The 14,173-nt window shown below is 46.8% G+C and carries 16 protein-coding genes and 1 pseudogene; 8 read left to right on the plus strand and 9 right to left on the minus strand.

What is annotated here, in order from left to right; genetic code table 11:
* Positions 1-27 precede the first annotated feature (27 nt).
* From LO777_RS12455 to LO777_RS12485, 7 genes are all read left to right on the plus strand, one after another.
* Positions 28-1,059, plus strand: a complete 1,032-nt coding sequence (locus LO777_RS12455) for a lytic murein transglycosylase (RefSeq protein WP_228854219.1) — start codon at positions 28-30, stop codon at positions 1,057-1,059.
* A 6-nt stretch (positions 1,060-1,065) separates the two neighbouring features.
* Positions 1,066-1,992, plus strand: a complete 927-nt coding sequence (locus tag LO777_RS12460; RefSeq protein ID WP_228854220.1) for an MltA domain-containing protein — start codon at positions 1,066-1,068, stop codon at positions 1,990-1,992.
* Between the two features lie 32 nt (positions 1,993-2,024).
* A complete protein-coding gene (locus LO777_RS12465) occupies positions 2,025-2,249 on the plus strand; it encodes a 3D domain-containing protein (protein ID WP_228857381.1) in 225 nt (74 codons plus the stop codon).
* A 176-nt stretch (positions 2,250-2,425) separates the two neighbouring features.
* The gene (locus tag LO777_RS12470) at positions 2,426-3,235 is read left to right on the plus strand and encodes an SAM hydrolase/SAM-dependent halogenase family protein (RefSeq protein ID WP_228854221.1); all 810 of its coding nucleotides are present in this window, start codon (positions 2,426-2,428) and stop codon (positions 3,233-3,235) included.
* Positions 3,236-3,554: 319 nt separating this feature from the next.
* A complete protein-coding gene (locus LO777_RS12475) occupies positions 3,555-4,262 on the plus strand; it encodes a hypothetical protein (RefSeq protein ID WP_228854222.1) in 708 nt (235 codons plus the stop codon).
* A gap of 4 nt (positions 4,263-4,266) precedes the next feature.
* On the plus strand, positions 4,267-5,631 hold the full coding sequence (locus LO777_RS12480) for a hypothetical protein (protein WP_228854223.1): 1,365 nt from the start codon (positions 4,267-4,269) through the stop codon (positions 5,629-5,631).
* Positions 5,632-5,725: 94 nt separating this feature from the next.
* The gene (locus tag LO777_RS12485) at positions 5,726-6,511 is read left to right on the plus strand and encodes a CsgG/HfaB family protein (protein WP_228854224.1); all 786 of its coding nucleotides are present in this window, start codon (positions 5,726-5,728) and stop codon (positions 6,509-6,511) included.
* Between the two features lie 317 nt (positions 6,512-6,828).
* On the opposite strand, the gene aroA is transcribed toward LO777_RS12485, so the two are convergent.
* The 5 genes and pseudogenes from aroA to LO777_RS12505 all read right to left on the minus strand — a co-directional run bounded on the left by aroA (position 6,829) and on the right by LO777_RS12505 (position 9,862).
* Positions 6,829-7,869, minus strand: coding sequence for a 3-phosphoshikimate 1-carboxyvinyltransferase (gene aroA / locus LO777_RS12490; protein ID WP_268907574.1), 1,041 nt, complete (start codon positions 7,867-7,869; stop codon positions 6,829-6,831).
* A 62-nt stretch (positions 7,870-7,931) separates the two neighbouring features.
* Positions 7,932-8,099 (minus strand): annotated as a pseudogene (locus LO777_RS20115) (3-phosphoshikimate 1-carboxyvinyltransferase); the annotation flags it as partial.
* Between the two features lie 22 nt (positions 8,100-8,121).
* Complete coding sequence (locus LO777_RS12495; RefSeq protein ID WP_228854225.1) at positions 8,122-9,081, minus strand: dihydroorotate dehydrogenase; 960 nt, start codon at positions 9,079-9,081, stop codon at positions 8,122-8,124.
* Positions 9,069-9,506 (minus strand): iron-sulfur cluster-binding protein, encoded by a 438-nt coding sequence (locus tag LO777_RS12500; RefSeq protein WP_228854226.1) that lies wholly within the window; start codon positions 9,504-9,506, stop codon positions 9,069-9,071. The genes LO777_RS12495 and LO777_RS12500 overlap by 13 nt, the downstream gene beginning before the upstream one ends.
* Positions 9,443-9,862, minus strand: a complete 420-nt coding sequence (locus LO777_RS12505; RefSeq protein WP_228854227.1) for an FAD-binding oxidoreductase — start codon at positions 9,860-9,862, stop codon at positions 9,443-9,445. Before LO777_RS12505 ends, LO777_RS12500 begins: the two co-directional genes overlap by 64 nt.
* A 99-nt stretch (positions 9,863-9,961) precedes the next feature.
* Here LO777_RS12505 and LO777_RS12510 point away from each other — a divergent pair, with 99 nt between their 5' ends.
* Positions 9,962-10,747: a prepilin peptidase gene (locus LO777_RS12510; protein WP_228854228.1), complete on the plus strand. Its 786-nt coding sequence runs from the start codon at positions 9,962-9,964 to the stop codon at positions 10,745-10,747.
* Between the two features lie 8 nt (positions 10,748-10,755).
* On the opposite strand, the gene LO777_RS12515 is transcribed toward LO777_RS12510, so the two are convergent.
* The 4 genes from LO777_RS12515 to dsrJ all read right to left on the minus strand — a co-directional run bounded on the left by LO777_RS12515 (position 10,756) and on the right by dsrJ (position 14,171).
* Positions 10,756-11,391 carry a flavodoxin family protein gene (locus LO777_RS12515; protein WP_228854229.1) on the minus strand — a complete coding sequence of 212 codons (636 nt, stop codon included), beginning with the start codon at positions 11,389-11,391 and terminating at the stop codon, positions 10,756-10,758.
* A 353-nt stretch (positions 11,392-11,744) separates the two neighbouring features.
* Entirely contained in the window at positions 11,745-12,920 is a 1,176-nt protein-coding gene (gene dsrP, locus LO777_RS12520) for a sulfate reduction electron transfer complex DsrMKJOP subunit DsrP (RefSeq protein WP_228854230.1), read from the minus strand.
* A gap of 7 nt (positions 12,921-12,927) precedes the next feature.
* Entirely contained in the window at positions 12,928-13,770 is an 843-nt protein-coding gene (gene dsrO, locus LO777_RS12525) for a sulfate reduction electron transfer complex DsrMKJOP subunit DsrO (protein ID WP_228854231.1), read from the minus strand.
* Positions 13,770-14,171 (minus strand): sulfate reduction electron transfer complex DsrMKJOP subunit DsrJ, encoded by a 402-nt coding sequence (gene dsrJ / locus LO777_RS12530; protein ID WP_228854232.1) that lies wholly within the window; start codon positions 14,169-14,171, stop codon positions 13,770-13,772. The genes dsrO and dsrJ overlap by 1 nt, the downstream gene beginning before the upstream one ends.
* Positions 14,172-14,173: the final 2 nt, after the last annotated feature.

The following is a 14,173-nucleotide window of genomic DNA, read 5'->3' on the forward strand; positions in this document are numbered from 1 at the left end:
GTTACATTAAATAGTGTCTGCCCGGAAATGAGATTTCTTGTTCTCACCATATTTATTCTCTGTTCATGTGTCCATTTTTCCATGGCCCGGAGTGAACCGTCAGCTGCTGACCTGGTCAGGGACGGGCAGGAGATAGATCTTTCTTCTCCACAATATATTGATTTTTTCCAGGAACTGGAGACAAAATATCATTTCAGCCACAGTGAACTGCTTTCCCTGTTCAGGGGAGTGAGTATAAAGCGCAAGGTCCTTCAGCTGATGGATCAGCAGTGGGAAGGAAAACCCTACTACAAATACTGGCCTCTTTTTATTACTCCTTCCTCGATTGCAAAAGGGAAAAAAGAACTCCTGAAACACAGGCAACTCTTTGACAGAATTGAGAAAAAATTCGGAGTCGACCGGGAAATTATAGTGGCAATATGGGGAATCGAATCCAGATTTGGAACCAATACAGGAGGTTTTAACCTTTTCAGGGCCCTCAATACCCTCTTTGCCGCTTACCCCCGCAGATCTGATTTCTTCCGTAAGGAACTGATCCACTTTCTCCTGCTCTGCCGGGAAAACAACCTCGATCCGCTCTCCATCAAAGGGTCCTATGCAGGAGCTTTCGGACAGGCTCAGTTCATGCCTTCCAGTTACAATGAATATGGAGTCGATTTTGACGGTGATTCCAGACGTGACCTTATTTCATCTTCGGAAGATATCTTTGCTTCCATCGCCAATTATCTCAAACGATTCAACTGGGTCCTCCATGCTCCATTGTTTGCTGATATCGGCAGTGAATTGAAAGATGATATCCTTGTCGCCGCTTATAAAAAAGGGCGTAAAGGTCGTGTGGACTGGCGCCTGGTGGCAAGGGTTCAGGATCGTAAAATTCCCCGTCCCCAGAAAAACGGCAGATTGTCAATTATCGGGCTGGAAAAATCTCCCTTTTTCGGTGGCGGTACACGCTTTGTCGCCGGGTATCCCAACCTGCAGGCCATCACGGAGTATAATCACAGTAATAAATATGCCATGGCGGTTGCGGAAATGGCCCTTGCCTTCAGGGGAAAAAACTAACCATCCATGTCAATAAAAATCCGATCCGGAAACTTATTCTTTCTGCTTCTTCTTTTTCTACTCTGTATTGTTTATTATCTTTTCTTTGCTGATCACTATAAACCTCTCCATCATCTCAACAAAAATCAGCTGCCCGATTTTTCAGATGACATGGCCTACCAGTCATTTTTATCCGCGGCCGAAAACCATCTGGAGTTTCTCCAAGAAAGAGAAAAAAGCACACTGATAGTTCTTGGAGAATATCAGTTTTCCATCGATCAGGCTGTACAATCGATCAGAGAGTTCAGCGAGGAAATCCATCGTAACCCCTCACCCGAAAACCTGCAGCAATATATTCGTGAAAACTACGAAGTGTTCCAGGCGGGAGGAAGAAAAACAAAAAGAAAAAGAGAGATGCTGGTCACAGGGTATTATGAACCTGTTTTTGTCGGCAGTCTCACCAGAACTGGCCCCTTTATTTACCCCATTTATTCTCCGCCAAAAGATCTTGTTTCCAGGAAAATCAAGGGAAAAACTCTCACCGGCAGAATGACTGCAGGTGGTTTTACGAAATACTGGACCAGGGCACAGATAGAAAAGGAAAACGTTCTCAAAGGATATGAACTTGTCTTCCTCAAGGACCCGTTTGACGCCTTTCTCCTCCAGGTACAGGGCTCAGGGAGAATCAGGCTCAGGGATAACAGTATCCGCACGGTACGGTTTGCCGCGTCCAACGGCCACCCTTACAACAGTATCGGCAAGCTGCTGGTGGATGAAAAAAAGCTGCCCCTTGACGAGGTCTCAGTACCGAGAATTCGGAAATATCTTGATCGTCACCCGAACCAGCTACAGCGTATTCTCAACCACAATCCCCGTTATATTTTTTTTAACTGGGGGACAATAACCCACCCAGGGGCAGCAGCGGTGTATTTCTTACTCCGGGCAGATCAATAGCAATTGACCACAATGCCCTGCCTGGTGAAGTTATCGCTTTTCTTTCCAGCAGAAGACCAGTCATAGACAACAAGGGGAAGGTAACAGGCTGGATCCCCATGAATCGTTTTGTCTTTCCCCAGGACTCAGGTTCCGCAATCCGGGGAACAGGCAGGGTTGACATGTTCTGGGGTCATGGAGAATATGCCAGGGCTGCAGCAAATACTATGAAAGAACCGGGAAAACTCTATTTTCTCATAAAAAAACCTGGGACCTGAACCCTGCAATTCTCGTCAGTTCAGGTGGTTCTCGAAGTCTGCGCTACGGTTATTATCACAATTGACACAATGTTCATGAAAAATGCGCCATTAATACTTCGCATCTTCGGCAGGTCTGTGAGGACTCCGAAATTGCTGATTGCAGGATAGATTGCACAAAGGAGGAAGAAAAAACCGTGTCCATTGAACCGATCATCACACTGACCACCGATTTTGGCCTGAACGACGAATACGTTGCAGTTTTAAAAGGGGTCATCCTGACCCTGGCGCCACGTACCCGTATTATAGATATAACACACAATCTGCCCCCCAGGGATATTCACGCCGCATCCCGTATTCTGGAAAGATCATGCCCCTTCTTTCCCGAAAATACAATCCATCTGGCCATAGTCGATCCCGGTGTTGGCGGCAAAAGAAAGATCCTTTCAGTCTGGTCCGGATCATTTCTCTTTATAGGACCGGATAACGGTATCCTGACACCGTTTCTTCTCTCTGAAGATCTCAAAGCTATCCACAAGATAAGCAATAACGCGCTCTTTTTGAAAAAGGTCAGCAAATCATTCCATGGGCGAGATATCATGGCACCTGTCGCCGCCCATCTGGCCATGGGGATTCCTCCCTGTGACCTTGGCCCGGCACTGAAAAGAGAAGAATGTGTTCTGCTTGATATGTCCCGGCCACATATCGAAAAAAACACACTCACAGGCAAAATAATCTCCACCGACAGATTCGGAAACCTGTGCACCAATATTTCCCGAACAATCTTCCGACAGTTCACCAGTAAAAAACAATTTATCATAACTGTCGGTTCTCTGACCCTGAACTCTGTCAGTAACACCTACGAGGAACATGATCATGGCCAGCCATTGGCAATTTTCGACAGTCATGACATGCTTGAGATTGCGGCAAGCGGTGGTGATGGTGCAGAAAAATTTTCCCTGTCTCCAGGAAGCGTGATCACTATTACAATATCGGATTACTCTTGAAATTCAACCAGGTTGGAGAAACGTGATTTTTGAATTTTCACACTTAAAAAATAATTAATTACATTTTAAGTTTGATATTTCCCGACTATTGAATACACTAAAACTAATCTGGTTAAAAATTATAAGAGTATAACTACCTGCAGAACACTATGCAGTCTATGGAATACTCTGAAAGGATCTCAAAACGCTTCAGTGTAGCCTTCAATCAGTGTCTACCCGAAAATGAGATCTTTTGTTCGAGTTTATGGGGTTTAGAAAAACAAAAATCGGGCAAAAAGACCATTTTTGTACAGGCACCAGCAAACAGGGGGAGAAGTTCATGCGTCTACGGTTGCAGATAGTTTTACCAGTCATTCTGCTTTTTCTATATTCTGCTGTAATCTGCTATTCGTTTACCTTTTCAGAATATGAAAAACAGGAAAGTGATTCCCGGAATAATAAAACGAGCAGCCGTCAACTCCTGTCCACGCTTTCCTGTCCTGCTTCCCTGACCAACAAGAAAATTGCCACGATGATCGGCGAACAGCATCGGGACGATTACAAGGGATATTATGGAACTGTCATCACCATTGGCGAGCCCGACTGGGACAGAAGATTCGGCACAAAAAAACAGGTCTATGGTCCCCTGATGGCTCAGCTTAACCAGGGTTTCAGCAAGCTCGGCCTTAAAACCTATACCAGCGCTGAAATCAACAGCCAGATTGCCAGGGCCGAACAGGAAGCCTTTCTCAATAACGATACGGAAGGCGCGCTCACAGCCGCAAAACGATTACAGGCTGATTTTCTTGTCAAGGGAATCATCTCAACCAGGACTCAGACAAATAAGGTCATTAAAATCGAAGAGGTCTTTGTCACAATCAGTCTGACACTGTATGATAAAAACGGTACCCAGCTTTCCACAGCCCAGGTCAAAAAGGCTGTCTTTTCGGATACAGACACCCTGGGCACCGTTCAATCCCTGGTCAAAGAGCAATCATATGCAATCGTATATCAACTCTTTAAAGATTATTGCCGGGAGGCAAATTGATTTTATGAAACTTCAAACCAGCACTTTTCCATCCTGTTCCATTTCTTCAGCCGGAGTGATGCTTTCAATCCTGGCAGCACTTGTTTTTTTCGCCTCGAACCCGGCCCGGGCCATACAGCCGCCGGAAACAATCATTGTTTCCGCAGAAGGCCTGGCAGATCCGGCTGCTGAGCAGTACCAGCGTGACAAGGGACTGATGATTGATGACCTGCGCCGGGATGCAAGGCGACAGGCGATAGAAAAAGCGGTGGGTGTCTATGTGGAAAGTTCAACCCTGGTTGAAAACTATCTCCTTATAGAAGACAAGGTTCTCTCAAGATCAAAAGGTCTGATAAAACAAATTCTGGAGCAGTCATCTCCCCGCCTGGGTGAGGATGGACTCATGCATATCAAAATCAAAGCGGAAGTTTTCATCGGTGAAGTCAGAGATGCACTTGATTCACTTTCCCGACAGAGCCGGATAAGCCTGATACGGCAGCACGGCAACCCCACGATATCTGTTGCCATAGTGGTAAAAGATGCAAAAAGAGGAAGCCAGGCAGCAAAAGAGAACTCAACAATTGCCGAAAATATCCTCAAAGACCGGTTTGTTCATTTTGGCTACAGGGTCTGGTCGGAAGAATATACAAAAATCCTCCAGCGGGGGCTGAAATCAAAACGTGGAGGACGGAGAATAGCCGATTTTTCCGTCATCGGGGAGGCCAAGTTCAAGACAAATTCAATTACACTCAAGGCCTCCGGGCTGACCATCACCAAGCATATCCTCACTTCATGGACAGTAAAATGCATTGATAATCATACGGGTGAAGAAATCTATTTCAATAACAAGGTTCCCAGGCATAAAAGCTGGTCCGATGAAGATCAGGCCTTGGAAGATATCGGCATGCTGATCGGTAATGAATTTACAAAGGATTTCTTTGAGAACCAGTTGATGAAACCGTCACGCCTCTACCAACTGCAGTTGACCGGACTTCCCGATTACGATACGGCCCTGCTCTTCCAGGAAGAATTTATCGGTCTCCGTTCAATCCTGAACGCCGAGCTTGTAAATTTTGAAGCTGGGGGGCTCTCCTTCTTTGAAGTCGAATGTACCGGCAGCGGCAGCAATTTTGCCCAGATTGTCAACAATGCCATAATCAAACCGATTAATAAAAAACTTGACGGTCCCAGGCTCAAACTCATCTCTCAACATGGCAATGTCGTGACAGTTGATGTTGATCCCGGGAAAGAGGCGGGAGGATTGCAGGAAGCAATCCTGTCCACCCCTCCTGCATCCCTTGCAGCTGCTCCACCTGAACGTATAAAACAATTAATACAGAGTGCTGATTTACTGGAAAAAATAGTCAAAATGAACCCTGCCCTCAAGTAATTGGACAAGATCATTTTGTTGCTTTTATGTCCGGTTTTATGCAAACAACCCTAAACAGACTTACTCAAAGTCAAAACTCCCACAGGAGGCTCATATGAGAAACAGTTTTCTTGCCTTTATGTCACTGACAATTTTTTCCCTTTCCGTCTTTCTATCCGGTTGTGTTCCCACCAGCACAGGTGCCGGCGGATCGGCATCTCTGCAGGCCAATAAAACAGCTGATCAGAGTTTATACAAACCCGTTAATTATGCCAATGCAAACAAAAAAGGACCGACGGTCATCGTCCTTCCTGGAAAAATAAAAAACAGCAATGCCTCATTTACCCAGAAAGTCACACCAAATAATATTGCCGATTTTGCTGAAATTGAGCTGAGTAATGCCAACTTCAAGGTTCTTGAGCGAACGGATCTCGGTCCCATGTTGAAAGAAGTCGAACTGGCTGTAAGTATGGGGAATCCTTCAGCCCTACAGAAATTCAAGCGTGGTAAATTCAAGTCCACAAAATGGTTTATAAAGTTTGATATCCTCAAGGCTGAAAAAGTGGCCGCGGCCGGACAGGGCTTTGACGGTGCTGCAATCGGCTCCATTTTCGGCTCTGTCGTGGGTGGCCTGACCGGAACAGTGGGGTCAACAACTATCAGGTCAGCAAAGGCAAGCGAAGATGCAGCAGTATGGATTATCGGTTTACGTTATAAAATTGTCGATGCTTCTACAAGTGAACAGGTTGCCACAGGATACGTGGAGAAGAAAATGGAAACCGGCAAGAAAACCCAGGGTCTTCTCGGAATATCTGGAAATGCTGAACAGCTGACAACTCTTGATACCATAGTACAACGTCTGGTGCAGGAGGCAGTTGTAAAAATAGATCAGAGGAAATAGTAAACCGGGGCCGACCCGAAAGCATAAGGGTCGGCCTTTAAATCAAACCTAAATCCTGCACTTCGTCGGGAATAAAGAAAAAATATTTATACTGTATAAACAGATAATTATCATATCGCAGTAAGGGTTGGACCATTCACTATCCGAGTGAGATTGTTTTTTCTTTATTCCCTCGCCCTGCGGGATTGGAAATTTTATCGAATCTGCTTCGTTATCAAGGGCTTGAAATATGTTAATACGTCTGCGCCTTTGATGCCTCGCATCTCCGGTAAACTTGCCAACTTCAGGATTTAGGCCAAATTCATCCCTTCTCAATATCAGTCGGTCAGAAGAGCAAATCGCTCCCAGAAGTCCGGAAAAGATTTTGCCACACACTCCTCCCCACGTATTATCACACCCGGTACCCGTAAACCGGCCACGGCCATACTCATTGCCATCCTGTGATCTTCATAGGTCTCAATCTCGGCACCTCTCAGGTTTTTGCCTCCATCACCATGAATCACCATACGGTCTTCAAATTCCTCTGTCTTCACACCCAGTTTTCCAAGCTCTGTAACCACGGCGGACAACCGATCACATTCCTTGATGCGCAGATGGGCAATATTATTTATTTCCGTTTTACCATGGGCAAAAGCGGCAACAACAGCCAGTGTGGGGACGACATCGGGCATATCCCCCATGTCCACAGTAATTCCCTCCAGCCGCTCACTGCCGTGCAGGGTGATTGTTTTACCCGAACGAACCACGTTACAACCCATCCGGCCCAGAAGGGGAACCAGCATGACGTCGCCCTGGAGAGAGGGAACAGGAACATTTTCAACGGTAACCGACCCACCTGTCACTGCGGCTGCTGCCCAGAAATATGAAGCATTGGACCCATCTCCTTCAATCTCGTATTCCCTTGGCCGGTAACACCCACGGGGCACAGTAAACCTGCTGAAATCAGGGGCAGCGTCCACTTCAATTCCAAAATCGGCCATCACGGCCAGGGTCATGGCAACATACGGTTTTGAGAGTACCTCACCTTCCACACGCAGTTCAGCTTCTTTTCCGGCATAAGGCGCCACCAGTAAAAGAGAGGAAAGATACTGGCTGGATTTCCCCTCCGGCAGAATCGTAGTACCCCCTTCAATACCACCGGCTTCGATTTTAAGCGGCGGGCACCCGGTACCCTTCATGGAAGAAATATCAACACCCCAGCCTCTCAAAGCATCTATCAATGGATCAATGGGCCGGACATGCATCCTCTCGTCCCCGTCAATGATAAATCTTCCCCGACCAAGAGAAGCAACGGACGTGAGAAAACGGGTGGCCGTTCCGTTGTTACCGAGAAAAACGGGTTTCCCGTCCGATCTGATAACTCCCCCCGCCCCTCAACAAGCCAGTCATCCCCTTTTTCCATGGCGATTCCCATCTGTGCCAGAGCGCCTGAAGAATACTCTGTATCCTCACTTTCGAGGGGCCCGATCAGACGGCTCCTGCCATCCGCCAGGGCCGCTGCAATCAAGGCCCTCTGGGTCAGGCTTTTGGATCCGGGAACGGAGATAGTAGTTCTAATTTTTTTCTCGGCCGGCTGTATGATAATCATTGTTTTCGTTTCTCTTTTCTCGTTATATTTCTATTAAACCAACATCGAGTGCACCGATCAGACTTCTCACCGAAGGCAGTTTCTCCGCAGTCACGTAAGCACTGATGCCTTCAACAACCTCCTCACTGGCCCTGGGATTGACAAAACTGGCTGTACCAATCTGAACAGCTGAAGCCCCGGCTAACAGGAATTCCAGGGCATCTTCGCTGTTTTCAATACCACCGATACCTATTACCGGGACAGAAACACATCCGGCGACCTGGTACACCATCCGCAGGGCAATCGGTTTAATGGCGGGCCCGGACAGGCCACCAATGATATTCCCCAGAACCGGCTTTCTTGTTTTTACATCAACAGCCATGCCAATCAATGTGTTAATAAGTGAAATAGCATCAGCTCCTCCGTCTTCAACACTTTTAGCCATCACGGTAATGTCCGACACATTGGGAGAAAGCTTGACCATAACCGGCACATCCGCTCTCTCCTTGACAGCCTTTGTCACCGCCATTGCCATGGCGGGATCAGTCCCGAAAGCCACTCCTCCCTTTTTCACATTGGGGCAGGATATATTCACTTCAAGTCCGGCGACACCTTCAACTCCTGCCAGTTTTTCTGTGATTTCCCTGTACTCATCCAGGGAATCGCCGAGGATGTTGACTATTACAGGTATATTAAGTCCGGCCAGGTAGACCATTTTTTCCGCAATAAATCTCTCAACACCCACATTCTGCAGGCCTATCGCATTGAGCATGCCACATGGAGTCTCAACAATCCTGGGTGGCGGGTTTCCTTGACGGGGATAGAGCGAAATACCTTTGACGATAACAGCTCCCAGCCGATGCAGATTCATCAACTGCTCAAATTCCCTGGCATAACCGAAGGTACCCGAAGCGGTCATGACAGGATTGGCAATTGTCAGAGAGCCACCAATATTCACCCGAAGATCGGGTGCTGCATCCCGAGAATTGTTTACGAATTCCATATCAGTTCCTCTGCGTCAAAAACCGGCCCGTTCAGGCAGACATGGGCATATGTGCCCTTTTTGGTCTTTCTGCTACAGCCAAGGCAGGCCCCCATGCCACAGGCCATGACACTCTCCACCGAAACCTGGCAGGGAATCGAGTGATTCCTGCACAATTGTCCAATCCTGGCCATCATCGGTTCCGGACCACAGGTATACACCATGCTCTTGCCGGAAAGCTCTTTTGCGTCAAGCAGATCAGTCACAAAACCTCCATGACCGAATGAGCCGTCATCTGTAGCTGTCAGAAGCCTCAGGCCAAACTCCCGAAAATCCTCCACCAGCGGTTCCACTTCAACCCTGCTGCGCCCTCCGAGAATAATCAGATCCCCGTTACATTCCCGTTTTTTTTTATAACGGCAAATTGATTTCGCCAGAAAAAGCATAGGTGCAATACCCAGCCCTCCCCGATGAGAATGGAAGAACCCGATTTTTTAATCTGAAAACCTCGCCCGAGGGGGCCAAACAGGGAAACCGTTTCTCCGACCTTCACCCTTGCCAGCATATCAGTGCCCCGACCGACAACCTTAAAATATATCTGCAACTGCCCGGAAGAACTTGTCTGATGAATGGAAAACGGGCGTCGGAGCAGAGGATCCTTGCCCTGGCCAGCCTTGATCATGACAAACTGCCCGGCCCTGGCGACCCGTGCAATATCTGGAGAGCGAAATGTTATGCGATAATTCTCAGATGAAAACTGTTCAACACGTAATACAGTTGTTTTTTCCTGGTATTGTGACATAGTTATCGATACACTTGGGAGAGTTAATAAAACACCTGAATCATATCAAAGAGCTTTTTCAGGTCTCGTGTTTTTACTCTATTACTTGAAATAATTCACATGATTTCTACTCCATTCCTCACGGCAGCGGCGGCTCTACTGGGCCTGGTAATCGGCAGTTTCCTCAATGTAGTTATTCTCAGACTCCCGCAGGAAGACAACTCCATAGTCTTTCCGGCTTCTCACTGTCCAGCCTGCAAAACTCCTCTTGCATGGTATGAAAACATTCCGGTTTTCAGCTTTCTATTCCTGCGAGGTAAATGCGCTCATTGCCGGACCACCATTTCGTTCCAGTATCCACTGGTGGAAATACTGACGTCATTTCTGGCGGTTGCTGTTCTCAGGACATTTGGTCCTTCCCTGGAAGCTGCGGGATATTTTGTCTTTGCAGCAGCACTTCTGGTAATCATTTTTATTGATATCCATCACCAGATCATCCCTGATGTTATTAGCCTGCCAGGAATTATTCTTGGATTATTATTTTCATTTTTCAACCACCATCTCAAATGGCAGGACTCTCTGACAGGTATCATTCTCGGAGGCGGTGTTCTTTATTCGATTGCCCTCCTTTACTCGCTAATCCGCAAACAGGAAGGCATGGGGGGCGGGGATATCAAGCTGCTTGCAATGATAGGAGGATGGCTTGGCTGGCAGTCTCTCCCCTTTGTTATTTTTTTCAGTTCCTTCACTGGATCAATCGTCGGTCTGATTGCCATGAGATCACAGAAAAAAGGGGGCAGCACACGGATTGCCTTTGGTCCTTTTCTCTCCTGCACCGCTCTTATTTATCTCTTTTTTTTCACACAAATACTTGATTTTTATCGTTTTTATTTTTTCGGGCAATAAAATCAAAGTTATTCTTCGGCCAAAATTGTTTGTGCCAGTTTTTTACCCAGGTCAAGAGCAATGAATGTCTGTTCCCTGTTATGTCCATACCCCGGATAACGCTTTCTGAACCATGAATTTTCCCTGCGCACCATCTTACCACGCAACTGCAGGATCAGTCCAATAGTCCGCCAAGGCTCCCGTATAAGATGGGTGAAGACTATCGGTGGTTCCATCCGTGCTCCGTATTTTTTCAGATGCCTTCTTAATTCCCAATGATGTATTCGCCAGTATGCCCGACATGATATCAGAGGAATAACACACTCATCCCGTAACTCCTTGCCATACCGGTCAAGAAAATCGAGGACAGGGCCACTTGGATGATACGACCACGTGGGTCCGGCCAGGATAATCCTCGACCAGCAACCTGAAAACGTCTTTTCTACAGGTTTTATTTCAGAGCGCAGGCTGAAAAATGTCTGAATAGTGGCCTTGAGAAGATCATAGTAGGATTTGAAGGGGAAATCATAGGGCGACACGGGAGTCAACTGTTGAACGGTAACCTCAATGCCTTCACCTTCCAGACCTTCAATAATTCTATTAAGGAGTAATTTTGTCTGACCTGTGAAGGAATAATAAATTATGAGTACACGTTTTTTTCTCAATAGCAACTCTCTCTTTTACCGTTATCATTAACCGTCCGACAGGATACTGGCCTCTAAGACATGCATCAGGATGCCTTGAATAATGAGATATTTTGTTCGAGTTCAGGAGCATAGAAAATAAAAAGCACAGCATATTAATTATATGTGAGCACTTTTATTTTCGTAGCAAGGATGAAATCGGGAAAAATAGCAGTTATTCAATGTGCCCATTAACTGATTACGTGCAAAACTCAGCGTGATAAAACAGGAATATCCCCTGTCTGGCTGAGTTTCATGGGTAATCAGACAAATTTAACAAAAAAAAAAGCCCCCGACAAGTCGGAGGCTTTTTTTCTTTACTGTTTCTCTTTCTCTCAGGCTTCAACCTCGTGTTCCACGCCGATGGCGATCTTGTACAACAGCGTCACCAGGAGAAAACCTGTAGCCCATATACCCAGGGTAATCCCTATTTCATTGGCAGTAGGATAATACTCTGTAATTTCCTCTAGAGGGCTGACAACCAGACCGCCCATAACAAAACCGAGTCCCTTGTCGAGCCAGAGCGCCACAAAGATCATTACACAGCCGATTCCGATCATAAGATCTGTTCCGGTTTTTCTTATTTTCATGTAAGCAAACAGTCCCAGACCACCAAAACAGAGCAGGACGGAACTCCACATAAAGGGAACAAGATTATTGTAGACATGCCCGTTATGCTCAAGCCCGAAGAAGAGGTATTCCAGTGAATGCTTATGGCCGGGAATATTGGAATAGTAGCCGACAAAGAACTCAAGCAGTACAAAGAAAGCGTTGATCAGAGCCGCATACATGATAATTGTAGTCAGTTTGCTGATTGCCTCTTTACCCGCATCAAAATTAGCCACACGCTTCATAATAAGACATGCCACTACAATAAGAGCCGGTCCTGCCGCAAAGGCCGAAGCCAGAAAACGGGGCGCCGTAATAGCGGACAACCAGAAATGACGACCGGGAAGACCACAGTAGAGCATTGCTGTTACCGTGTGAATGGACACGGCAAACGGAATGGAAACATATACAAAAATGTAAACCCATTTCGGAGGCTTAACCTGTTTACGCTCTGCGGTCAGAATAACCCAGCCGCATATGACATTGAGTCCCAGGTAACCGAGCAGAACCACCATATCCCAGAACAGCATGGAATTGGGGGTCGGGTGCAGTATCATATTCAGACCGCGCAACGGCTGCCCAATATCTGCCATAATGAACATCAGGCACATTATGATTGATGCAATTGCCAGAAATTCACCGAGAATCGTGAGACGCCCGAACACCTTGTAATTATGAATATAGTAGGGCAGAACGAGCATCAACCCTCCGGCAGCAACACCGACAAGAAAGGTAAATTGAGAAATATACAATCCCCAGGACAGATCACGTCCCATTCCGGTCAACCCCAAACCGAAGAGAAACTGCCTGATATAACAGATAGCTCCAACACCTATGAATGCGCACAAAACAGCGAGCCACATCCAGTAGCGAGAGTTTCCTTTAAATACTTTTTCAATCATGACATCCTCACACTATGTAAAAGACTGACGGTTTCGTTCCAAGGGACGGCTTCCTCTGGATCGTATTTTCTTTTTCAAGAACTTTACGAATTTCCGATTCGGGATCATTCAAGTCCCCGAAAACTATTGCGCCGGATTCCTTGACTGCTTCGAGACAGGCGGGTTCCTTCCCCAGTGCTAGGCGCTCACCACAGAAATTGCATTTTTCCACCACGCCACGCATACGGGTTGGAAAGTCCGGATTGTATTCCTTGATATACGGCCTTGGATTTTCCCAGTTAAAACTCCTGGCACCATAGGGGCAGCCCATCATACAGAACCGGCACCCGATACAGCGATGAAAATCCATGGCAACAATACCGTTTTCCTTGTTGACAAAGGTAGCCTTTGTCGGGCAAACCCGGACACAGGGAGGATTGTCACAGTGATTACATAATACGAGGAAATCATTTTCCTCACGTGTTTTTGAAGCGTGATAGGAAGAGTGCTCAGGGAAAACATTTTCAAAGGGCATCTCCCAGATCCACTTTATTTCACTTTTTTTACTGTCAATCTGCGGAATATTATGCACCTTGTTGCATGCGGCAATAGCCTTCTCCATCAATTCAGGTTTGCCGTAGAGTTTCCGCATATCAATTACCATTCCAAGGCGAACTCCCTTGGGTGCTTCTTCGGTACCATGAGCCGGGGCCATGTGCCCTTCTTCTGCGGCACCATGTTCCGCCGGTGCTCCATGACCTGATGAAGCCAGTGCCGGAGAAGATGTCAACTTGACAACAGCCGGAGCGCTGATACCGGCAAGTGCAGTAGCACCTGCCATCTTCAGGAATTTTCTTCTTTGCTTATCCATTAGTGAGTCTCCTTCTTCGACACTACGTCTGCCGGAGTCAGGTGACAATCCCAGCAGTACGGCTTAACAGAGGTATATTCGTGACAGGAGTCACAGAACTTTTCCTTGCTTGTGTGACACTGCATACAGGCCAGTTGCAACCCTTTGCGATATTGCTTGCCATCAACCGTTATAATATCACGCTTGTTATCACGAAGAACGGCATCTCTCCACTCATTCAGCAATTGCATATGGGATGCCCGCATAACAGATTCCGGCGCCACACAGTTTTTTTCTCCTCCGGGCGGCAGCTCAGGTTTCGGTGCGGGACTTGCTGTGGAGAACGCGTTGTACCAGAGCGGGAAAGTGACAACGAGGACAAAAATCGCCAGTCCCGGAATAATTGTTCCTTTATTGTACATGA

The sequence above is a fragment of the Desulfomarina profundi genome (assembly GCF_019703855.1).
Lineage (GTDB): Bacteria > Desulfobacterota > Desulfobulbia > Desulfobulbales > Desulfocapsaceae > Desulfomarina > Desulfomarina profundi.